Annotated in this window: 22 protein-coding genes and 1 tRNA gene; 13 read left to right on the top strand and 10 right to left on the bottom strand. The window is 60.1% G+C overall.

Features of this window, described 5'->3' with window-relative positions; translation table 11 throughout:
- The first annotated feature begins 5 nt into the window (after positions 1 to 5).
- On the top strand, positions 6 to 722 hold the full coding sequence (locus tag MPAL_RS13115; protein ID WP_148208248.1) for a hypothetical protein: 717 nt from the start codon (positions 6 to 8) through the stop codon (positions 720 to 722).
- 334 nt (positions 723 to 1,056) lie between these two features.
- Positions 1,057 to 1,542 (top strand): hypothetical protein, encoded by a 486-nt coding sequence (locus MPAL_RS16010; RefSeq protein WP_174255663.1) that lies wholly within the window; start codon positions 1,057 to 1,059, stop codon positions 1,540 to 1,542.
- A gap of 117 nt (positions 1,543 to 1,659) precedes the next feature.
- Here the strand turns inward: MPAL_RS16010 and MPAL_RS13105 are convergent, their stop codons facing one another.
- Complete coding sequence (locus MPAL_RS13105) at positions 1,660 to 1,992, bottom strand: PDGLE domain-containing protein (protein ID WP_012619210.1); 333 nt, start codon at positions 1,990 to 1,992, stop codon at positions 1,660 to 1,662.
- On the bottom strand, positions 1,985 to 2,629 hold the full coding sequence (gene cbiM, locus MPAL_RS13100; protein WP_012619209.1) for a cobalt transporter CbiM: 645 nt from the start codon (positions 2,627 to 2,629) through the stop codon (positions 1,985 to 1,987). Before cbiM ends, MPAL_RS13105 begins: the two co-directional genes overlap by 8 nt.
- A 191-nt stretch (positions 2,630 to 2,820) precedes the next feature.
- On the opposite strand from cbiM, the gene MPAL_RS16390 reads away from it, so the two are divergent.
- Positions 2,821 to 2,988, top strand: coding sequence for a hypothetical protein (locus tag MPAL_RS16390; protein ID WP_158303690.1), 168 nt, complete (start codon positions 2,821 to 2,823; stop codon positions 2,986 to 2,988).
- A gap of 102 nt (positions 2,989 to 3,090) precedes the next feature.
- On the opposite strand, the gene MPAL_RS13095 is transcribed toward MPAL_RS16390, so the two are convergent.
- Together MPAL_RS13095 and MPAL_RS16385 are read right to left on the bottom strand one after the other, a co-directional pair.
- Positions 3,091 to 4,002, bottom strand: coding sequence for a tetratricopeptide repeat protein (locus MPAL_RS13095; RefSeq protein ID WP_012619208.1), 912 nt, complete (start codon positions 4,000 to 4,002; stop codon positions 3,091 to 3,093).
- Positions 3,999 to 4,205: a TIR domain-containing protein gene (locus tag MPAL_RS16385; protein WP_012619207.1), complete on the bottom strand. Its 207-nt coding sequence runs from the start codon at positions 4,203 to 4,205 to the stop codon at positions 3,999 to 4,001. Before MPAL_RS16385 ends, MPAL_RS13095 begins: the two co-directional genes overlap by 4 nt.
- 768 nt (positions 4,206 to 4,973) lie before the next feature.
- On the opposite strand from MPAL_RS16385, the gene MPAL_RS14835 reads away from it, so the two are divergent.
- The gene (locus MPAL_RS14835) at positions 4,974 to 6,542 is read left to right on the top strand and encodes a carbohydrate-binding protein (RefSeq protein ID WP_012619206.1); all 1,569 of its coding nucleotides are present in this window, start codon (positions 4,974 to 4,976) and stop codon (positions 6,540 to 6,542) included.
- 554 nt (positions 6,543 to 7,096) lie between these two features.
- Here the strand turns inward: MPAL_RS14835 and MPAL_RS13085 are convergent.
- Together MPAL_RS13085 and MPAL_RS13080 are read right to left on the bottom strand one after the other, a co-directional pair.
- The gene (locus tag MPAL_RS13085; protein WP_012619204.1) at positions 7,097 to 7,759 is read right to left on the bottom strand and encodes an SOS response-associated peptidase; all 663 of its coding nucleotides are present in this window, start codon (positions 7,757 to 7,759) and stop codon (positions 7,097 to 7,099) included.
- Between the two features lie 294 nt (positions 7,760 to 8,053).
- A complete protein-coding gene (locus MPAL_RS13080) occupies positions 8,054 to 9,298 on the bottom strand; it encodes an MFS transporter (protein WP_012619203.1) in 1,245 nt (414 codons plus the stop codon).
- Positions 9,299 to 9,361: 63 nt separating this feature from the next.
- Between MPAL_RS13080 and MPAL_RS13075 the strand changes: the two genes are divergently transcribed.
- A complete protein-coding gene (locus tag MPAL_RS13075; RefSeq protein WP_012619202.1) occupies positions 9,362 to 10,126 on the top strand; it encodes a TrmB family transcriptional regulator in 765 nt (254 codons plus the stop codon).
- A gap of 249 nt (positions 10,127 to 10,375) precedes the next feature.
- On the opposite strand, the gene MPAL_RS16380 is transcribed toward MPAL_RS13075, so the two are convergent.
- The 3 genes from MPAL_RS16380 to MPAL_RS13060 all read right to left on the bottom strand — a co-directional run bounded on the left by MPAL_RS16380 (position 10,376) and on the right by MPAL_RS13060 (position 11,942).
- Positions 10,376 to 10,723: a hypothetical protein gene (locus tag MPAL_RS16380; protein ID WP_158303688.1), complete on the bottom strand. Its 348-nt coding sequence runs from the start codon at positions 10,721 to 10,723 to the stop codon at positions 10,376 to 10,378.
- Positions 10,724 to 10,798: 75 nt separating this feature from the next.
- A tRNA-Leu gene (locus tag MPAL_RS13065) sits at positions 10,799 to 10,883 on the bottom strand.
- Between the two features lie 18 nt (positions 10,884 to 10,901).
- A complete protein-coding gene (locus MPAL_RS13060; protein WP_158303687.1) occupies positions 10,902 to 11,942 on the bottom strand; it encodes an AI-2E family transporter in 1,041 nt (346 codons plus the stop codon).
- A 325-nt stretch (positions 11,943 to 12,267) separates the two neighbouring features.
- Between MPAL_RS13060 and MPAL_RS13055 the strand changes: the two genes are divergently transcribed.
- The 8 genes from MPAL_RS13055 to MPAL_RS13020 are packed head-to-tail and all read left to right on the top strand — an operon-like array spanning position 12,268 to position 20,104.
- A complete protein-coding gene (locus tag MPAL_RS13055) occupies positions 12,268 to 13,065 on the top strand; it encodes a 2-amino-3,7-dideoxy-D-threo-hept-6-ulosonate synthase (protein WP_012619200.1) in 798 nt (265 codons plus the stop codon).
- Complete coding sequence (locus MPAL_RS13050; RefSeq protein ID WP_012619199.1) at positions 13,062 to 13,844, top strand: 2-amino-3,7-dideoxy-D-threo-hept-6-ulosonate synthase; 783 nt, start codon at positions 13,062 to 13,064, stop codon at positions 13,842 to 13,844. Before MPAL_RS13055 ends, MPAL_RS13050 begins: the two co-directional genes overlap by 4 nt.
- Positions 13,841 to 14,827 carry a 3-dehydroquinate synthase II gene (locus MPAL_RS13045; protein WP_012619198.1) on the top strand — a complete coding sequence of 329 codons (987 nt, stop codon included), beginning with the start codon at positions 13,841 to 13,843 and terminating at the stop codon, positions 14,825 to 14,827. Before MPAL_RS13050 ends, MPAL_RS13045 begins: the two co-directional genes overlap by 4 nt.
- Positions 14,817 to 15,668, top strand: coding sequence for a prephenate dehydrogenase/arogenate dehydrogenase family protein (locus MPAL_RS13040; protein ID WP_012619197.1), 852 nt, complete (start codon positions 14,817 to 14,819; stop codon positions 15,666 to 15,668). The genes MPAL_RS13045 and MPAL_RS13040 overlap by 11 nt, the downstream gene beginning before the upstream one ends.
- Complete coding sequence (locus MPAL_RS13035) at positions 15,665 to 16,471, top strand: prephenate dehydratase (RefSeq protein WP_012619196.1); 807 nt, start codon at positions 15,665 to 15,667, stop codon at positions 16,469 to 16,471. The genes MPAL_RS13040 and MPAL_RS13035 overlap by 4 nt, the downstream gene beginning before the upstream one ends.
- Positions 16,471 to 17,742, top strand: coding sequence for a 3-phosphoshikimate 1-carboxyvinyltransferase (gene aroA / locus MPAL_RS13030; RefSeq protein WP_012619195.1), 1,272 nt, complete (start codon positions 16,471 to 16,473; stop codon positions 17,740 to 17,742). The genes MPAL_RS13035 and aroA overlap by 1 nt, the downstream gene beginning before the upstream one ends.
- Positions 17,739 to 19,112: a shikimate dehydrogenase gene (aroE, locus tag MPAL_RS13025; protein WP_012619194.1), complete on the top strand. Its 1,374-nt coding sequence runs from the start codon at positions 17,739 to 17,741 to the stop codon at positions 19,110 to 19,112. Before aroA ends, aroE begins: the two co-directional genes overlap by 4 nt.
- Positions 19,109 to 20,104, top strand: coding sequence for a chorismate synthase (locus tag MPAL_RS13020; RefSeq protein WP_012619193.1), 996 nt, complete (start codon positions 19,109 to 19,111; stop codon positions 20,102 to 20,104). The genes aroE and MPAL_RS13020 overlap by 4 nt, the downstream gene beginning before the upstream one ends.
- On the opposite strand, the gene MPAL_RS13015 is transcribed toward MPAL_RS13020, so the two are convergent.
- Entirely contained in the window at positions 20,097 to 20,729 is a 633-nt protein-coding gene (locus MPAL_RS13015; RefSeq protein ID WP_052292281.1) for a type I 3-dehydroquinate dehydratase, read from the bottom strand. The two genes, MPAL_RS13020 and MPAL_RS13015, sit on opposite strands and share 8 nt — an antisense overlap.
- Position 20,730 lies beyond the last annotated feature (1 nt).

Raw genomic sequence — 20,730 nt, 5'->3', positions numbered from 1 at the left:
CCTCGATGATCGTCTGCCCGGGGCCGGCTCCCTGGATCGTGACACCCGGACCGGGCCGGAGATACCGGGATCCGTCCGGGGCGAAACCACCGTTACCATTAAGTGTGCCGGCCGGCGAACAGCGACAGGTTGCTATCTGTCGGGCGATGTGGGAGATCCTGCAGGGTCTCGGCCTGGTAGAGGTGAACCTCTCCCGGTTCGCTCACCGGATCTGTTTCTCTTCCGCCCGGAACCGGAGAAACCCGGATATGCTCGCGGACCTGATCAGGTCAGCCGCGATGCTCCGCTTCTTTCAGCGGGACCGGCGCACCATCGACGACGAGATGACCCGCCTGTATGCGACGCCGGACGACTTCAAGACGGCCGGCGACATTTTCACGGCCCTGAACGGAGAAGCCGGCAGCCAGGACGCAAAACTGACCAAACGAGAATCGCAGATCCTCGACATCATCGACCGGGCCGGCCTCACCGAGTTCACGTTCCAGATGATCGTAGGGTTGACGCAGATCCCATACCAGCCGATCCGCAGAACCTTCGTGGGCTACTTCTCCCGCGGGGCGAATTATTCAGGGTTGCTGGAGAAGTGCCCGGCGCTGGGGACCCACGACCGGACCACCTCCGCGGCCGGCCAGGATGGCGGCTCATCGATCCGCCGAAAAGAAACGGCCTTCACGTTCAACCGGGAGATCTATTCCTCCTGGTCGAAGGGTAGCCTTGTCTAGCTCCGGCCAGACGATGGCGACGGTGGTGACGGGGCCGATCCAGACCCTACACGTTTTCAGCACGTTTTCAGCAACTGCTGAAAACGAGACAGCGGCAAATCCTGAACCTGACAGCGGAAATGAAGAAGGATCTTCTATTAATAATAATAAGGATCACACGTTTTCAGCAAATCGAGAAAAACAGGGCAACATGATTGATCAAGGGGCGCCTCCCCTCTCCCCCTCCCGTTATTCGGCATTTGCTGAGAATGAAAATGAAATAAATCCCTACGGCGTCGAATCGACTAAAGGAGAGCAGAAAAACAGCGGTTCTTTTTCAGCAGTTGCTGAAAACGTGCTGAAAGTTGCTGAAACTGCTGAAAACGTCCAGGACGATCGGCCAGCCTCGACCTCGACACCCACCCAGGATGCAACTCCACAGCCGGCCGCCGTGCCGGTGCTACCCCTCGTCCAGGTGAACCCGGGTGACTACTCTCTGATCGCCGGCGGTCCCCTGATCGAGTCGTGCCCGGTCTGCGGCGGCCGGGTGGTGCACTACACCGAACGCTACCAGGCCCGGCAGGCCCGGGGTCCGAAGGAGAAGAGCCGGCATATCTGTCGGAGCTGCTATAACCAGGCCCGGGCTCGTGAGCAGGCCGGCGTCCAGATCCTGTCGGGTGCGATCCCGCTCGACGAGGTTGAGCCGGTCGACCCCGGCCTGTTCGGGCGGTGCTCGGTCTGCGGGCTTCAGTCGGCGAGGTATCTGCAAGCCGGCAGCGGGACCGCGATCTGTTCGGTGTGTTATGAGAAGTTGGTAAGGGAGCAGGTGGATATTCGATAGGGCCGGCTGCGATTGAGGAGGAGATCTCGATCAAACCGATCCTCCCTCTCCTCTCGAAGGTGGTTCAATCAGTTGCGATCATTGTCAATGTTGAAGGTTTTCAACAAGTCAGGCCGTCTATCTATTTGGATGTGCAAGTATCTTTGTTGCCCCGAGGACGAGCCCGAGGGAGAGGAGCACACCGGAAACCATCGCGATGATCTCGCTGGCCGATCCGAGACTCTCACCGAGCGAGTAGTCCTTCATCGGGGCTTCATAGGTGAACCTGCCAGGAATATCTTCCTTCACTTCGGCGGTTGGAGGGGCGGTACTGGTCAGGGTCTTGTCTCCCTGGATGATCAGGGCCGTGCTCTCCAGCCCGTCGGGATCGCTTGAGGCGAAGAAGACTGCGACGACTGCAATCAGCACTGCCACGATGATCCCTGCGATTAGAAAGGTGCGGTTATCCATGGACCGGCACCCCCTGTTGTGTTACAACAATATCGGGACGGGCATTCATGACGAGATGCAGGGCCACAACCGTGATCGCTCCCTCGATGAGGCCGATCGCTGCATGATAGGTACCCATCGCGATCATTCCCGGCACCAGGGGGAACGTGCCAGCAACGAACATCTCGAGTGCACAGGCGAGCGCCGGGATGAAGCAGGCGAGCCAGGCTGCGATGAAGGCTGAAAGGTTAAAATTCCTGGTGACTCCCATCAACCCGTGGAACGAGTAGTATCCGACGAATCCGCCGATCACACCCATGTTGATGATGTTCGCACCCATCGTGGTGATCCCGCCGTCACCGAAGATCACTCCCTGGACGATCAGCACCATCGAAAGGATGAAGACCGCAGCGAACGGGGAGCCGAGCAGGATGGCTGCGAGCGCTCCACCGAGTAGATGCCCGCTCGTCCCCATCGTGACCGGGAGGTTGAAGGCCATGATCGCGAAGATCCCGGCAGCCAGCACGGCGACCAGCGGTATCTTCTCTTCTGTCAGTTCAGTCTTTGCCCAGCGGAGGGCCAGCGCAACGAAGACCAGGGCGATGATCCAATAGACTACGCCCTGGTTGATCGGTATGAATGCGTCAGGAATATGCACAATTTCACCTCATCCCGTAATACTAATTTTATTTTATGTAACATCAAATGGTTAAAAAAGATTGTTATTTAAAATTTGTAGCAGAATCGGAATGGTCTGTAAGGCACTGGATCCGGAATGAGAAGGCACCGATATTCCTTGGGGGCATGGACGTTTATGTCTTGACGTAGCCGGTAGAGATATATGGATGAATGAACCGCGCAGGTTCAGGCAGGACCTATCTGCTTTTTCATCCTGATCCCGAACGGTCCCCGGCTCGTGAACAGGCAGCCGTCCAGATCCTGCCGAGTGCCGGCCCTGTCGGCCGGTGCTCGGTCTGTTTGGAAAAATTGGTGAGGGAGCGGGCGGATATCCGGTAGGTCCGGCCGCGGTTGGATCTTCTCCGGAATGATGAATCCCGACCGGGCATTGTGCATATGCCGGGAACCTTCGTCAAATCAGAACTGCCATGAGAGTTGCTATCAGAACCTGTACTTCTCCTTGATCTTTCGGATCTGTACCTCCAGGGAGGTATAGCAGCCTCCCTTCGATGCGATGGCGAGCGCCTCGTCGACCATCCGGGACGCCTCCTTGCGCCGATCCTGCTGTGCGAGGGTGACAGCCTGGTTCAGGAGCGAGATCGCCAGCCCTTCAAAGTTTCCGAGGTCATGGTGAATCCGTTCCTGCTCCTTGAGACATGCTAAGGCCCCATCGAGGTCTCCGCGGGCCCGAAGGATGTTCGCCTGGTTGTAGAGCGATACCTGCAGGCCGTCGGTGTTTCCGAGTTCGCGGCAGATCCGTTCCTGCTCCCTGAGTAGTGCCATGGCATCGTCGAGGTCTCCGCGGGCGAAGAGGATGGTCGCCTGGATGCCGAGCGATTGCTGCAGGCAGTCTTTGTCCCCGAGGTCACGACAGATCTGCTCCTCTTCCCTGTGGAGTTTCATAGCGCCGTCGAGGTCGCCCCTGGCCTGCAGGATCAGTGCCTGGTTTCCGAGCGATACCTGTAAGGAGGCGACGTCTCCGAGTTTGCGGCAGATCTGTTCCTCTTCCCGATGAAGTTCCATGGCACCGTCGAGGTCCCCGCGGTCTGCAAGGATGTTTGCCTGGATGCCGAGAGAGACCTGCAGTCTCTCGGGGTTGCCGAGTTCGCGGCAGATCCGTTCCTGTTCCTTTCGAAGTTTCATGGCGCCGTTGAAGTTGTCACGGGCGTAGAGGATGGTTGCCTGGTTGCCGAGCGATTGTTGGAGGCCGTCTTTATCTCCAAGGTCTCGACAGATCCGTTCCTCCTCCTTGTGAAGTTCCATGGCACCGTCGAGGTCCCCGCGAGCGAAGAGGAGCAACGCCTTGTTGCCGAGGTCCTGGCAGATCCGTTCTTTTTCCCTGTCGAGCGTCATGGCATCATCCGTGTTGTTAACTGAGCAGAGAGAGCACTCTTTCTGAAGGAACCCTCCCGGACGGACACTGCAAGGGGAGAGAAAGGAGCGATGCCGTTCTCGACATCGAGCCATGGGTCGCAGCCCTGATCGCGAAGCCAAGAAGCAAAGCTCCGGGCGAATTTGAGGGCATCCTTCCGTCTATAACTGATGAAGATCCGCATGGTCTCTCAAGGTGTTTTATTCCGGGCGGATAATAAGATGTCCTATGATCTCCGGTGCCTTTTTCAAAAAATTAGGTTTTTATTGTGAGGACAGATCCATCAAATATCTTTTTCTAACATTTTTATCGAATAACTACGATATTAAATATCGTGCAGTTTCTTCTTAGTTATCAGCAATATCCCAAGGATGCAGGTTTTTTTAAAGCAATCGGGGCACATGCCGATCGCACAATAATGCCCGAAGAAATATCAACCCCAAACTCCGCAGTGATTAGGGCATAGTTTCCTGTCTTCGTTCTCTTTTCTTGATCCACGAGATTTATGGGAAGATCTTTAAATTTCATATTCCCTACTATTCAAACAAGTGAAAGAATGGAATCCCGAGTGGTTTTTGGAATAAAACGCCAAAAGAGAAGTTGGAATGGGGTGATATTCCCTAATGATTGAAGTGTTTGGGATCAACCCTTCTGAATGTAACCGATGTAGGGGCTTCATTCGCGGAGAACGCTACACAATTATAGGACAGGAGCGTAATCGAACCGGCATTCGGTCAGCACAGAGCAGAGAAAGAGGCCGGTGCCGGCTCTGATGATCCCCTATCCCATCCACGGGAAAATCAAAATGTAAGGAAGGCCAACAATAGAACACCTCAACTATTTAATAATCAGGTGATTTTGAACGATATTTTATAATTTTATACCTCTACCGGTGTATCCCTGCCACGTGCCCCGGCCGCAGCGGACGAGGCGATGACCCGTGAGAGGTGAGATGCTCTGGTGTTCCATCGTGCTGGCCATGCTCCTCGGCGGGTCGCTGCTCGTCATCCCTGCAGAGGCGACCGTGAAGATCCTGCCGCTCGGCGATTCGATCACCCGGGGCGGAGCCACTGCCGACTCGCCATACCCCAGTTACCGGTACCTGCTCTGGAACTACCTCAAGACCGGCGGGTACGATGTCGACTTCGTCGGTTCCACGACCGAGCCCACCTTCAGTTCGTTCTCGTTCGACCAGGACCACGACGGACATGGGGGGTATACCACCGGGATGGAACTGAACGGCGACCCCTCCGACGACCCGCAGGGTAAACTCTCCAAATGGCTGAACCAGTACACCCCGGACATCGTGCTCCTCCACATCGGGACCAATGACGTCATCCATCAGGTGGATCTCTCGGAGCGGCTCAGCAATGTCGGTCAGATCATCGATACCCTCCGGGCGGCCAACCCGAATGTGGAGATCCTGATGGCGCAGATCATCCCGACCAGCGACGCGTTCCGGAATTCGAACTCCCAGTTGATCGCCTTTAACGATGCACTTCCGGCGCTGGCGGCCGATAAGAACACCGCCCAGTCGCCGGTGATCGTCGTCGACATGTACTCCAACTATGACGGATTTAAGGACAACCAGTACGACGGGATCCATCCGCAGACCTCTGGTGAGAAGAAACTTGCCGACCGCTGGTATGCCGCACTGGTGCCGCTGCTCAACAACAGTACGGTGACCCCAGAGCCAACGACGGCGCCGTGGAACACCTCGCAGCAGATCCCTGGCTCGATCCAGGCATGTGACTATGCACCGGGCGGCGAGGGCGTCGCCTACTACGACACCACCCCCGGAAACTCCGGCGGTGCCTACCGGAGTGATGACGTGGATATCGAGTACTCTTCAGCTGAGCAACAGTTTGTGGTCAGGGATATCAGGTCAGGCGAGTGGCTCACCTACAATGTGAAGATCGCCTCGGCCGGGCTCTATACCGTCAATTTCAGGGTCGCCTCCCCCAACACCGGGGCCACCATCGACATGGAGGTCGACGGGTCAGAGGTGACAACGATCCAGGTGCCTGACACCGGCTCCTCTGCTCTCTATACTACGGTACAGCGGCCGGTCTACCTGCCAGGTGGCAACCACACCGTGAAGCTCGACTTCAGCGGGTCCTTCAATCTGAACTATCTGAAGTTCACAACCGGGTTGCCAGACCCGATCGGGACCAGTACCCCGGAAACAACCGCTACTCCGGTGACAACAAGTACCACGGTGACAAACAATACCACGGTCTCACCGACCGACAGTCAGACGGTGCCGGCAACAACCGCCCCCACGACGGCGCCCACCCCCCCCCTGCCCCTCCCCTCATCGGTCGACGCTCCACACGATCTCAACAATGACGGGCTCTATGAGGACGTGAACGGCGACGGTGCCCTTGACTTCAATGACGTGGTCCTCTTCTTCAACCAGATGGACTGGATCGCCGACAATGAACCGATCAGTGCGTTCGACTTCAACCACAACGGAACGATCGACTTCAATGATATCGTCATCCTCTTCAACGAGATGTAGGGATTGATTCGGAGACCCCCTTCAATTCATTTTTACAGACCTTCAGTCCCCGGTACTGGCATCGACCCCGAGACTATGGAGTATTCAGAGATCGATCACCCTCTGGTGGAGGGCCGGCATACCGGCTGGATCTCTCTCTCAGCAGATGCACCACTGATGGTCGACATTCGACCATGCAGGAGAAGATTATCATCCGAGCCATCGCCGAAATTCGAACCAGCTGAGGAGGGAAGGTCTCTGTATCAACGGCACAATAATAAAACAGAGTAAACAGACAAAAAAGATGTTGTCAGGGTATTCTGCGACAAAGCAACTGTCCCCCTCGTTATTCCCGGACCTGGTAGGATGACGGAGATGCATCGTGGAACACCGATTATGGCCCGGATAGTCAAAGCATCGAGATCTCTTCCCCGATTACCCAAAAAATTCTTGGTCTCCTGATGGATAGTGATATGAACCATGGGTTTCCCTCCCATTTCTCGTGCCGGCTCTACATCTCCGTGACAGGTGAGAGTGGAATGGCGGTCGAGCAGGATGACCGCGAGATCACCGTCTCATAAGACCCGGGCGATCAGCACCTCGTCGTCCTCGGTTGGGTTGTTCACGCGGGGCGAGACCGGGCCGGCCTCCATCGCTTCAGAGGGATACGCCCCGAGGATCGCTGTCATCTCGTCCGGTGCTGGCGGCGTGGAGGTCAGCCAGCGTCCCTCGTCCTCAGGCCTGAGGATCACCGGCATGCGGTTGTGGATCGGGTTGACGAGTTCGTTGGCTTCCGTCGTGATGATCGTGTAGGTCGGGTAAGCATTCCCATCGGCCCCGTGCCAGACGTCGTAGAGGCCGGTGAAGGCGAAGAGGGGCGACTCGTTCAGGCGGAAGTAGTAGGGTTGCTTGCGAGAGCCGGCCCACTTCCACTCGTAAAACCCGCTCGCCGGGATCAGGCACCGGTGCTGCTTCAGCAGCCCGCGGAAGAGCGGCTTCTCGGCCAGCGTCTCCGCCCGGGCGTTGATGGGACAATTCGATCCCTGCAGGCTGTTCGCCCAGTGCGGGAGAAGCCCCCACGCCATCATGACCATCAACACCTGACCGTCATTCACGATCACCGGCATCGTCTGGGACGGTGCGACATTGAAACGGGACCGGCCGCCCCGGTTCGTCAGGGGGACTCTGAACCGGTTGCTGCGGTCGTCCGTCCATACGAGAGAGTTCCGGCCACACATAACAACCTCTCCTCTCGTTCCGGGAGAATCATTGTGCCTGGATCCGTCGGTGCAGGTGAGAATGGAACGGATACGTGCCGGGGAGCAGAGCCTCGGGGGAAGCGATCGCAGCCCGGAGATCATCCCGGCCTTCGAGAAGAGAGGGAATGATACACGCCGAATAACTGGAAGAATGGGGTGGAATATTTCAAAAGAAGTCCGTCAAACAGAGGCTGTCCCATGAACCGGACCGGGGTGGACAGCCTCACTGATCAGCGTTGGCTAGGGGAGTAACCTTCCCTCAAGAGTTCTTCATTATAGATCAGATTCCATTTTTCGGACTACTCCCTGTGGTAGGGTATGCCGTTCTTTCATCATCGCGAGAAGATATGGCAGGGCGATCACAAACGCCAGAGATCCGAATGCAAGGAACATCGTACTGGTTGTCGCAGCAATGGCAATGACCGGCACGACAACAAGACTGGAAGCGAACTGGCCGATGTTCAGGGCCACCGAAAATCCGCCACTTGCCCTGCCGAGGAACTGTTTTGGCGTGATCGTAGCGATCCAAGTTAAGATCGTCGGCATCAGAATACCGTTACCCAGACCGATACAGATCACTGAAAAAGCAACAACGGGAAGCGACGTGGCTAACCCGAGACTGCAGTACCCGATACCAAAGCAGATGAATATGATGGCGAGGATCGTGTATTGGTTGAATCTCCAGACAAGTCTCCCGTAAAAGATACCTATGATTGATGCGGCACAACCCATGATACCAAGGAATAGACCGCTGATAAGTGCGGTGTTTTCGCCCAAGATCCGTGCTGCATCAAGATTTGCAATAAAGTAGGGGAACTTCGTAGGCATGAGGTAGAAGAGCATGCTTCCCATAAACAGGGTTATGTAGGTTAAGAGGAGGAGGGAGAGAGGGAACTCCTCATTGGCTTCTACCGTATTCTTTTCAATCTTCGGAAGAACGGGCTCTTTCATCGAGAGAAGTACACCTGCGAGAATGACAACACCGATCAGGTAGATCAGGAACGCTGCATGCCAGGAGATCCCGGCGAGAAGTCCCCCACTCATTTCAAGAATTAATACCCCGAACCCCATAGCAGCCGCCTGATAACCGAGAACTTTGGCACGGGTAGGTCCCTCGTAATAACAGGGGATCAGAGAGGATGTCGTGCAGGTGATACCGGCAATCCCGATTCCAAGGATGATTCTACTGAGTAATAGTGCATGTATCGAGGTGAGAAAATATCCGGAACATCCTGCGATGGTGAAGATAGCAACAGAGGCAACAAGGATCTTCATTTTGCCGATCTTATCCGAAAGAGCACCGATGAAGATGCCGGAGATGGCAATTGCGAGCGAAGGGAGTGTAACAATTAAGGAGATGAGGGAGTCTGGTGTATCGGGAAATGCTGCGCTGATCAATGGCAGAGCCGGCGCGATAGCTGCTCCTCCCATGAGGATCATCATGGCCGAGAGCAGGAGAAAAAGTAATGTCCATCTCGTTGGTTGAAATTTCGTGGGTTTAAAGGGTGTGATAACCATGCCCTATAAAATTGTCAATTACGTAATATTAAGAAAGTGCTCCTGAATGGAGTAGCTCCTCGTATGATCGATGATTCGTTACTTCTGCATCTGAAAGGGATCGGGATGAGTGAATACGAGGCGAAGGTGTATGTCATTCTGTCTGCATTACGGGTGGCAAGTGCCCGTGAAATTCACGAACAGACGAAGATTCCCCGTGGCAGAATCTACGAAACCCTCACCTCGTTGGCCCAAAAAGGGTTTATCGTTTCTTCCGGTACGTCGCCGGTGCGGTACTCGCCGGTTGATGTTTTCCAGATGTTCGAGCAGTTGAAACAGGAATCCGTGAAATCCCTTGACGGATTGTATCAGCGTCTGAAAGCCTTGGAGACCGAGACACCGGAACCGCTCATGCAGGGATATAAACTGAGTACTGAGTGGACGCGGGACAATCAAATTCGGATGATGTTGCGTCGGGCGAAATCAGAACTTATCCTTCTCTGCAATGATGAAGTCTTCATCACCAGATATGGCAGTGATATTTCCCGTGCGGCAAAACGGGTTTTGGTATACCTTGTCGTCGGAAGAAAGGAACTTGCCCAGTTCGCGCCGATAAAATGCTTCACTGGAGGGAGTGATATTGAGGCATCCCTCTTTCACCATGAAGAGGGAGAGAAGAACGGGCTCTCGATGCAATTGTTGCTGATGGCTGACCGCCGGGAGTCTCTCTCGATTCTGGAAGACAACGGGAGATTGACGGGAATTTTTATCTGTCCTGATATCTACGCCAGTTATCTGTCGCGAAAAATTGTGCAGGAGATTCAACCGGTCGACAGGTCGCGGAGGTGAGCCTGAACGGAAGAGCTACCAGATTCCCGGAAAACCCACTCTTTTGAGATCTCTTCCTGAACACGAGTCTGTGAGGATCGCGGATATCTCTGTGTGATCTCTTGCCACACCTGCCGGCTCTCCCAACGATCCGATCCATGCCTGACAGCATAGACCATTTGGTACTGGAGGTTGAGCGACATGGCACCGTTGACCCAGCGATCAAGGGACACACAGATAAATGAACCGGGATCAAGAGCGTATCGTATCCTAAAACGCCAGAACTCTTCCGAGCGGGCACAGTCTCCTGATCAGGTCCAGGTGGAAGGAGAAGATCATGATACCGTATAGAAAGAAGATGCTGATCACCACAGACGGGAGTGACAACACTAGGGCCGCCATCAGGTACGGGCTTGAGATGGCCAGGACCTTCAAGGCGGAGGTGACCGCATTGAGCGTCAGCAACGTGAAGGGCAGCCCCCTCGCCCAGAAGTACCTGCGCCTCGAGAGCGTGGCCGAAAAGACGGTCTGGCATGCCCGGTGTCCTGTGCTCGTGGTGCGGGCAGTTGAACCAGTCTCTGTAAAAAATGACGTGAATCGTGAGGAGTGCCCTCTCACACAGATATCGATGACCAGACTCCGACCCGTCCCTCGCCCACGATTGGCCGGGAATGGTTCGATTTATACGAAAAATGCGAGGGAAGGGATTCGAACCCTTGAACTCCTTCGAGACTGGACCCTAAATCCAGCGCCGTTGACCTGGCTTGACTACCCTCGCCACTGGTCCTCTATATACTCACCCGGAATCGTTATTATCCTTATCACCCTCCCGGCCGGCCCCGAACTCCTCGATCGCGATCTTGTAGGCCGCGACCAGCAGCGCCATCAGCAGCGGGCCGAGCACGAACCCGATCGCCCCCATCACCGCGATCCCCCCGAAGAACCCGATGAACAGGATCGCGGGGTGGACCTGCATCTTCTGCCCCATCAGCAGCGGCCGCATCACTACGTCCGGAACCGCCGCGATCGGGTAGCCGATGAAGATCACCAGCAGGATCCCGCGGACGTCCCCGAGGGCGAGCGCGTACCCCCCGACAAAGAGGAGGATCACCGTCTGCCCGAGGAACGGGACGAGCTGGAAGACCCCGCAGAGGACCGCGAAGAAAAGGACATGCCCGTAGCCGAGCACCATGAAGAACGGGATCGAGAGGAAGAAGGTGACGACTGCGATCGCCAGGTGGACGACGTAGACCGAGTACATCGTGTCGACGGCCATCTCTGAAAACCGGGAGGCGACCCGCCGGCTCCGGGCCGGGATGTTCTTTAAGATCTCAAGCCAGAGCCGCTCGCCCTGTTCGAGGAAGAGGTACAGCGCCAGGAAGAAGATCACGATGTCCATCAACAGGTCCGGGATCTGCTCGATCCAGGACTTGAGGGAGGTGGTGAACTGTGCAATCAGGTCGTTCACCCCGGAGGTGATCTGGGCCGCATCGATCGGGATCCCCAGGGAGATGGAACCCCCCTGGGAGGAGACCGCCCAGTTCAGAACCGTCTGGACCACCAGCTGGATGAAGTCGCTGTTCTCGACGAGCACGGCCACCGTGGCCACCGTACATACAGTCAGCACGAGCCCGACGCAGACCGTGACCAGCATGGCAGAGATCGAGGGGCGCATGAACCGCTGGAACCGCCGGTGCAGCGGCATCGAGACCATGGCGATCGAGAGGGCGAAGAGGACGATCCCGAGCAGCGGGAAGAATGCGACCGTGGTCAGCACCCCGATCCCTGCGATCACCAGCACAATCAGCCACTGTTCAATCAGATCCCGTTGCTGCACCAGAGCCCCCCTGTAATGGTGTACCAATGAGAAGAAGATTGATAATACCATTGGAGACCGGGCCGATGACCGGCAGGTTTTTCTTATTCTGTACAGAAAGATACATTCATGTGTGGTGAATGTTTTTTCGCCGGTGACTGTTTTTATCTCAGATAGCCGTGCACAGAATCACCAGACAGGTCAGGGCGTTAACAGCTCCTGCCAGCATCAATTCGCGATCGACCGTCTTTCTGGTATGCTTTCCTTCAGAGCGGACGCGTTCTATCGCTTTTATCAGTTTTGAACCCCCTGTTCAGCGTGCTGCACAGGGGGCGAGGTGTGTTTTATGAGAGGTAAACAGATCCGTCTTGAACGAATAATGAACCGCCAGACCAGAAGAACGATCATCGTCCCGATGGACCACGGCGTCAGCAACGGCCCGATCACCGGTCTCACCGACCTGGACCTGGCCGTGAACCAGGTGGCGACCGGAGGAGCGAATGCCGTCCTCGGCCACATCGGCCTGGCCCTCTACGGCCACCGGATGAGCGGCCCGGATATTGGGCTGATCCTTCATCTCTCGGCCTCGACCTGCATCAGCCCCGACCCCAACGAGAAGGTGCTCGTCAACACCGTCACCAACGCGTTGAAGATGGGGGCCGATGCCGTCTCGATGCATGTGAACATCGGAGCCAACTCTGAGGCGAAGATGCTCGAGGACCTCGGCAGGGTCGCCATCGAGTGCATGGAGTGGGGGATGCCGCTCCTCGCGATGATGTACCCCCGGGGGAGAAACATCACCGACGAACACGCTGTCGAGCATGTGAAGCTGGCAGCCCGGGTGGCCGCCGAACTGGGAGCCGATATCGTCAAGACCGTCTACACCGGCGACCCGGACTCGTTCAGAGAGGTGACCGGCGGGTGTCCGGTGCCGGTGGTGGTGGCCGGCGGAGCGAAGAGCGACGACCTGAGCACTCTGCAGTTGATCGAGGGAGCGATGGAGGGAGGAGCGATGGGGATCTCGATCGGGCGGAATGCATTCCAGCACCGCTCGCCGACCCTCTTCGTCCAGGCCGCGGCCGCGATCGTCCACGAGGGGCGGTCGGCCACTGAAGCGATGGAGATTATCGGAGAAAGATTATGATCGGAAAGGAGATCAGAATGGAACGAATTCTCGACCGGAACACCGGCCGGGCTGTCATCATCCCGATGGACCACGGGTTCACGATGGGGCAGATCGACGGACTGTTGAACATGAGCGAGACGATCTCGCGGATCAGCGACGGCGGGGCCAATGCGATCATCCTCCACAAGGGGATGGTCAAGGCCGGTCACCGCCGGCATGGCCGTGATATCGGACTGATCGTCCATCTCTCGGCCTCGACCTCGCTGAACCCGGACCCGAACGACAAGGTGCTGGTCTGCACCGTCGAGGAGGCGATCGCCCTCGGGGCTGATGCGGTCTCGATCCATATCAACCTCGGGGCCCCGAACGAGTCGAAGATGCTCGAGGCAGCCGGGGAGATTTCCCGGGACTGCACCCGGTGGGGGATGCCGCTGCTGATCATGATCTATGCCCGCGGCCAGGGGGTCGATGGCTCCAGCCCGGCCGCCGTCGGTCACTGTGTCCGGGTGGCCGAGGAGCTCGGCGCCGATCTGATCAAGACCACCTACACCGGCGACCCGGTCTCGTTCGCACGGATCGTCAAGGCCTGCTCGGTGCCGGTGCTGATCGCCGGCGGGGAGAAGGCCGGCGACCTCGAGACCCTGGAGGCGATCCGGGATTCGGTCGCGGCCGGCGGGGCCGGGGTCTGCGTCGGGCGGAACGCCTTCCAGCGGGAGCAGCCCCGCGAGTTCGTCCATGCGGTCTGCAGCGTGGTCCACGAACTGGTTCCCCCGAAGGAAGCCCTGGAGCAGCCATGAAACAGTGCTGGGTCGACCTCTCCTGCTGGAACAAGGACCTCGCGACGGTTGCCCTGGAGGCAGGGGTCGATGCGATCGTCGTCGACGATGCGGCGAAGGTGAACGTGTTGGCCAAGGTGACGACGATCGCCCCCAACGGGGATCTGATCCCCGGAAAGGACGTATCGATGGTGACGATCGTGGACAAGGCGAGCGAGGAGGCGTGCCTGGAGAAGGCGAAGCTCGGGCCGGTCATCGTCTCCACCGGGGACTGGACTGTCATTCCGCTCGAGAACCTGGTCGCCCAGTCGGACCGGATCTTTGCGGCGGTCGGCAGTGTCGAGGAGGCCCGGCTGGCCCTGACGATCCTGGAGCAGGGAGTCGCCGGCGTGGTGCTGATGACCACCGACCCTGAGGTGATCCGGACGGTCGCGGCGATGGTCCGGGGGGCCGGCGCGAAGGTGCCGCTCGTCCCGTTCACGCTGACAGTCGTCCGGCAGCTCGGGATGGGCGACCGCGTCTGCATCGACACCTGCTCCATCCTCGCCGACGGGGAGGGAATGCTGGTCGGGAACACCTCGTCCGCCTTCTTCCTGGTCCATGCCGAGACGATCGAGAACCTGTACGTGGCTCCGCGGCCGTTCCGGGTGAACGCCGGCGCCGTCCACGCCTACGTGCTCACCCCCGGGAACAGGACCGCCTACCTGGCCGACCTGCGGGCCGGCGACCTGGTGACGGTCACGGCCGCCGACGGCGGTACCGAGGAGGTGATCATCGGAAGGCTGAAGATCGAGAAGCGGCCGCTGCTGCTTGTCGAGGGGGAGGCCGGCGGGGTGAAGGCCGGGCTGGTGCTGCAGAACGCCGAAACGATCCGGCTCGTCGGGCTGGATGGCAAGGCCCGGTCGGTCGTCGACCTCAAGCCCGGCGACCAGGTGCTCGGGATGGTCGCCGAGGGTGGCCGCCACTTCGGGTACGCCGTGAAGGAGCAGATCTGTGAGCAGTGAAGGGGAGAAGAAGGGAACGACGGTCGGAATCATTGGCGGGACCGGCCAGATGGGCTCCTTCTTTGCAGCGGTCTTCCGCCGGGCTGGCTGGGAGGTCGCGGTGAGGGGGCGAAAGAGCGATCAGTCGCTCGATCGGTTCCTCGATCCCTGCGATATCGTGATGATCGTCGTGCCGATCCGGGCGACGGTCGGGGTGATCGAGGAGGTGGCGCCACTGCTGCGGGCCGACCAGCTCCTCTGCGACCTGACCTCGCTGAAGACCGGGCCGGTCGCGGCGATGATCAAATCGAAGGCCAGCGTTGTCGGTCTCCACCCCATGTTCGGCCCCGGCGTCGAGACCCTGCAGGGGCAGACGATCGTCGTCACCCCGGCCACCGCCCCGGAGGAGCGGTACAGACCGATGATTCGGGTTTTCGCCGGAGATGGGGCCCGAATCACCGTTACAACACCCGAACATCACGACCGGATGATGGCGATTGTCCAGGGGCTGACCCACTTTCTGACCCTCTGCATGGCCGACACGATGCGGCGGCAGCAGATCGAGATCGAGGAGGTGCTCACCTATACGAGCCCGATCTACCGGATCCAACTCGGGCTTATCGGGAGGCTCCTCTCGCAGGACGACGGCCTCTACGGAGACATGCTCCAGATGAATCCGGCTGTCGGACCGGTACTGGCCGACTGCGAGCAGGCGGTCCAGAGCCTTTCGGACGCGGTCGAGAGCGGAGATCCCGACCGGTTCTCCCGGTTCTTCCTGGAGAACGCCAAAAAGTACAGCGTCTACGGTCCTCAGGCCACCCTCGAGACCGACCACCTTATCCGATGCCTGGTGGAGCGATGACCCTCCTCGCCCTCGGTCCGGAGGGGACCTTCAGTGATCATGTAGCCCGCCGGCTCGCTGGAGAGGATGAGGAGGTCCGGCTGATGCCGACGATCGGCGGGATCTTCGCCGCCGTCGAGGCCGGCGAGGGGGACGGGGTCGTTCCGATCGAGAACAGCGAGGCCGGCGGGGTCGGCCCGACCCTGGACGGGCTGCAGCAGCACCAGGTGGCGATCACCGGCGAGGCCTACCTGCTGATCGTTCACTCCCTGGCTTCAACAAAACCCCTCCACTCCGGGATGATCGTCTACGCCCACCAGCAGACCCATGAACAGTGCTCAACCTTCATCGAAGCAGAGCACCTGACGGTGGTCCAGACGAGCAGCAACGCGGCCAGCGCCGTCGCGATGCAGGAGCATCCGGGCACCGGGGCGATCGTCTCTCCGCAGCTCGCGGCCCTCTACCACCTGCCGATCGTCGCGACCGGGGTTCAGAACAGCACCTCGAACACCACCCGGTTCGTCAGGATCGGCCGGCGGGATGGGGGACGGGTCGGCCTTGTCGCGGGCGCTGAGAAGTGCAGTATTCTGGTCGACCCGCATGAGAACCGGGCCGGTCTCCTGTACGACCTGCTCGGGGTCTTTGCAGCCAGGGGGATCACCCTCTCACGGATCGAGTCCAGGCCCTCCAAGCGGGGGATCGGCACCTACGTCTTCTTCATCGACCTGGTCCTCTCCACAGGGTGGGAGGACGCGATCCGGGAGCTGAAGCAGATGACCTCGGTCAAAGAGTTCGGGTGCTACCCGCTGCTGGAGGTGAACTGATGGATCAGACACTCCAGCAGCACGGGCCGGTGGACCTGGCCTTCACCGCTCCGCCCTCCAAGTCCTTCACCCACCGGGCTCTGATCATCGCAGCCCTGGCTGACGGGGAGTCACTGATCCGCGGCCCCCTGATCGCGGAGGACACCCTGTTGACAGTCCGGGCACTCCAGGCACTCGGTGCCGATATCACCGACACACCGGAAGGCTACCGGGTGCAGGGGACCGACGGCCGGCCCGACTGCGCAGAGGGGACCGTCCTGGACCTAAAGAACTCGGGGACGAGCCTCCGGCTGCTCAGTTCGATCGCCCTCCTCTGCTCCAGCACCGCCGGGGTCACGCTGACCGGCTCCCCCCGGATGCAGCAGCGGCCGATCGGAGAACTCGGCGACGCGATCCGAACCCTCGGCGGCTCGGTCCGATACCTGGCCGCAGACGGTTACCCGCCCTGTGTCGTGCAGGGGCCGCTCGTCGGCGGCGAAGCGACCCTCGACGGCTCGGTCAGCAGCCAGTTCATCTCGTCGCTGCTGCTGGCTGCCCCATATGCTGTCCGTCCGGTGGACCTGAAGGTCGCCCGGCAGCCGGTCTCCCGATCGTACCTGGAGATCACCGGTGCGGTGATGGCCGCGTTCGGGGTTCCGGTCAGGCGGGTGGGGTACACCCACTTTACCGTCCAGCCGGCCCGGTACCGCGGACGGGAGTACACGGTGGAGGGAGACTACTCGTCCGCCTCGTACTTCTTCGCCCTGGCCGCCACCCTCGGCGGGAAGGTGACGGTCAGAAATCTGAATCATGACTCGGTGCAGGGCGACCGGCTCTTCGTTGCAGCGCTCAAAGCGATGGGCTGCCGGGTCACCAGGGAGACCGACGGCGTCACCATCGAGCGGACCAAAAACCTCCACGGGATCTCCATCGATATGACCACAGCCCCTGACACGGTCCAGACCCTCGCGGTGGTGGCCGCCCTGGCCGACTCGCCGACAACCATCACCGGGGTCGGCCATCTCCAGTACAAGGAGAGCGACCGGGTGGCCGTGACCGCTGGGACCCTCAGAGCCCTCGGCTGCACCGTCGACATCAGCGCCGACGCGATCACCATTCATCCCGGACCCCTTCATGGCGGGGTGATCGACCCGCACGACGACCACCGGACAGCGATGGCCTTCGCCGTCCTCGGGCTGGCCGTTGGTGATGTCACGATCGAAGACCCCGCCTGTGTCGGCAAGTCGTTCCCGAAATTCTGGAACGCACTCGCCGCAGGAGGATTATTATGAGGATCGTGTTGACCGGTCTCCGGGGTACCGGCAAGACCGCGGTTGGGGAAGCCCTCGCCGCTCTCTACCACCTCCCCCTGATCGACTCCGATGGATTGATCGAGAAGGAGGCCGGTATGGCGATCCCGAAGATCTTCGCCACAGAAGGAGAGGAAGGGTTTCGGAGGCGTGAACACCAGGCGATCGCCGGACTGCCGGTCGGCCCGGCGGTGATCAGCACCGGCGGCGGGGTTCTCCTCGACCAGCAGAATCTGGTCGCCCTCAGGCACGAGTCCACGATGGTGCTGCTGACCGCAGACCTGGAGACGATGTACCGGCGGACCATCACCTCCGACCGCCCGCCCCTGACCGGGGAACCGCTGATGGATGAGATCCGGACGGTGGCCGCGGTCAGAGGGGATCCCTACCGGGCGGCGGCCGACCTCTCTGTCGACACCACCGGCAAGAAGGCAGGGATGGTGGCGCTGGAGATTCGGGCGCTGCTCAACGGGACCTGGAAGACCGAGCCCCGGGCGAGTGCGCTCTCGTTCCTCCTCCAGGCTAACCCGGCCGCCGGGGAACGGGAGGCGCTCGCCGCAGACCTGGACACCGATCCGGCACCTGGTCTCTGCGGGATCGCCGGCTTCCCGGCCTCCCACTCGATCAGTCCGCAGATGTACGCGGCTCTCTTCGCCCGGTTCGGCCTGGACTACCGCTACACCCGGATCGAATGGCCTTCGATCGCAGAGATCATCGCCGTCTTCCGGGCCGGCAGGCTCCGCGGCCTCTCGGTGACGATCCCGTTCAAGGAGCAGGTGATCCCCTTGCTCGATACCATCGACCCGGATGCAACGGCGATCGGGGCCGTCAACACCGTGGTCAGGTGCGGGGATGAACTCGCCGGGTTCAATACCGACTGGCTCGGGGTGAGGAAACCTCTCCAGCAGCACCGGGGAGAACGAGCCGTGCTGATCGGGGCCGGGGGGGCTGCGGCGGCAGCTGCGTACGCTCTGAAGAGCCTCGGGATGGACCTGACGATCCTGAACCGGACCGAGGAACGGGGGAGAGTGCTCGCAGCCCGGTTCGACTGCAGCACCGCACCGCTCTCCAGGTTCGGGGACCTCGATCCTGAGGTTGTTGTCCATGCCACGCCGGTCGGGATGCACCCCGATACCGGGACCCTGCTGACCAGGGCGGACCTGGACGAGGGGATGACCGTCTTCGATCTGGTCTACACCCCGAGGATGACTCCCCTCCTGCGGGAGGCCGAGGCGGCCGGGGCCTGGGTCATCCCGGGGACCGAGATGTTCATCCACCAGGCCTGCGCCCAGTTTGAGCACTTTACCGGGATCCAGGTCAGTCCGGACCTGGTCAGGGGGGTGATCGGATGAACACCCATGGCAGGAACTTCCGGGTCACCACCTTCGGGGAGAGCCACGGCCCGGCCGTCGGAGCGGTGATCGACGGCTGCCCGCCGCGGCTCTCCCTATCAGAGGCGGAGATCCAGCCGATGCTCGACCGGAGGAGGCCGGGGAAGAGCCCGCTCGAGTCGCCCCGGTACGAACTGGACCGGGTCGAGCTCCTCTCCGGGGTCTTTGAAGGGCAGACCACCGGCACCCCTATCGCCCTGATGGTCAGGAACGAGGGGATGCAGTCGAAGGACTACGAGCAGCTCAGAACAGTCTACCGCCCCGGGCACGCGGACCGGGCCTATGAGGAGAAGTACGGGATCCGAGACCACCGGGGCGGCGGCCGGTCCTCCGGGCGGGAGACCCTCGCCCGGGTGGCGGCCGGAGCAGTGGCCGTGAAGGTGCTGGCCGGCTACGGCGTCCATATTGCAGGAGAGATCCTCTCGGTCCACGGGGTGACCGGCGAGGAGAAGATCAGAGAGGAGATCCTCAGGGCAAAGGCGGCCGGCGACTCGGTCGGCGGGATCATCGGGATCACCGCCATCGGCTGCCCGAAAGGGCTCGGCGACCCGATCTTCGGCCGGCTCGATGCCGGTATCGCGGCCGCGATGATGGGTATCGGGGCGGTGAAGGGGGTGGAGATCGGCGAGGGGTTCAACGCCGCTACCCTCTGTGGCTCTGAGAACAACGACCAGATCGATGAGAACAGCTGCTACCGCTCCAACCATGCCGGCGGGATCCTCGGCGGGATCTCCACTGGCGAACCGATCACCGTCCGGATCGCGGTCAAGCCGACCCCCTCGATCAGCAAAGTACAGCAGACGATCGACCGGGCCGGCAAGCCGGTTGAAATACAAATACAGGGGCGGCACGACCCCTCGATCGTCCCGAGGGCGGTCGTCGTCGCCGAGGCGATGCTCGCCCTGGTACTCGTCGACGCCCTCCTCGAGCAGCAGAAGTACCTGGTCAGGTGAGGAGAGAGAGGATCGTCCTCATCTCGCCGACCGGGTACTGCCCGGCCGAGGCCGGGGTCGTGATATAACAGTAAACCAGCATCGAACTGAAGAGGGGGAGGAGCCCCCGCCCGAACCGGCACTGCTCCCCCATGATGCTGGTGCAGATCGGAGCGGTCCTGCTGCTGGTGAACTGGAGGAGGGTCAGCAGATCATCCCGGGTTCCGACGCCCGTGACGATCTTCGGGAGATCGCCGAAGGTTCGCAGCCGGGCCTCGATGGCGACCAGTTCATCTTCTTTCAGGATCGTCGGCGTATGGAACGAGGCGATCACCTTGACACCGGCCGCCCTGATCGCCGGGGCGCAGGACGAGAAACGCTGTTCGATGTCCACGTACCGGGCCACCGGCAGGTACGGGGTGACCAGGGCACGCCATTCCTCCGGCCCGCCGGTGAACCGCCCGCCCTCGGCGCGGCTCCTGACCGTGACGATCAGCGGGAGGGACACCTCCCTGAGCAGCGCGGGGAGGTTCTCAAGGTCGGCAGTCGGGAAGAGGTCCAGCCGGATCTCGATCAGGTCGGCCCCTGAAGCCGCAGCCAGCGGCATATCTTCCTTCCTGGTGACCGAGACAACGATCGATGCCACT

It is taken from the genome of Methanosphaerula palustris E1-9c, from assembly GCF_000021965.1.
GTDB lineage: Archaea > Halobacteriota > Methanomicrobia > Methanomicrobiales > Methanospirillaceae > Methanosphaerula > Methanosphaerula palustris.
This window is presented reverse-complemented; position numbering and strand designations above follow the sequence as displayed.

Coding starts and splice junctions, on each gene's coding strand:
- MPAL_RS13020 (WP_012619193.1), top strand. CDS start 19,109: ATGAACACCCATGGCAGGAACTTCCGGGTCACCACCTTCGGGGAGAGC.
- MPAL_RS13115 (WP_148208248.1), top strand. CDS start 6: ATGATCGTCTGCCCGGGGCCGGCTCCCTGGATCGTGACACCCGGACCG.
- MPAL_RS13085 (WP_012619204.1), bottom strand. CDS start 7,759: ATGTGTGGCCGGAACTCTCTCGTATGGACGGACGACCGCAGCAACCGG.
- MPAL_RS13055 (WP_012619200.1), top strand. CDS start 12,268: ATGAGAGGTAAACAGATCCGTCTTGAACGAATAATGAACCGCCAGACC.
- MPAL_RS13105 (WP_012619210.1), bottom strand. CDS start 1,992: ATGGATAACCGCACCTTTCTAATCGCAGGGATCATCGTGGCAGTGCTG.
- MPAL_RS13035 (WP_012619196.1), top strand. CDS start 15,665: ATGACCCTCCTCGCCCTCGGTCCGGAGGGGACCTTCAGTGATCATGTA.
- MPAL_RS13045 (WP_012619198.1), top strand. CDS start 13,841: ATGAAACAGTGCTGGGTCGACCTCTCCTGCTGGAACAAGGACCTCGCG.
- MPAL_RS16390 (WP_158303690.1), top strand. CDS start 2,821: ATGAACCGCGCAGGTTCAGGCAGGACCTATCTGCTTTTTCATCCTGAT.
- MPAL_RS16385 (WP_012619207.1), bottom strand. CDS start 4,205: ATGCGGATCTTCATCAGTTATAGACGGAAGGATGCCCTCAAATTCGCC.
- MPAL_RS13080 (WP_012619203.1), bottom strand. CDS start 9,298: ATGGTTATCACACCCTTTAAACCCACGAAATTTCAACCAACGAGATGG.
- MPAL_RS14835 (WP_012619206.1), top strand. CDS start 4,974: ATGCTCTGGTGTTCCATCGTGCTGGCCATGCTCCTCGGCGGGTCGCTG.
- aroA (WP_012619195.1), top strand. CDS start 16,471: ATGGATCAGACACTCCAGCAGCACGGGCCGGTGGACCTGGCCTTCACC.
- aroE (WP_012619194.1), top strand. CDS start 17,739: ATGAGGATCGTGTTGACCGGTCTCCGGGGTACCGGCAAGACCGCGGTT.
- MPAL_RS13075 (WP_012619202.1), top strand. CDS start 9,362: ATGATCGATGATTCGTTACTTCTGCATCTGAAAGGGATCGGGATGAGT.
- MPAL_RS13095 (WP_012619208.1), bottom strand. CDS start 4,002: ATGACGCTCGACAGGGAAAAAGAACGGATCTGCCAGGACCTCGGCAAC.
- MPAL_RS13050 (WP_012619199.1), top strand. CDS start 13,062: ATGATCGGAAAGGAGATCAGAATGGAACGAATTCTCGACCGGAACACC.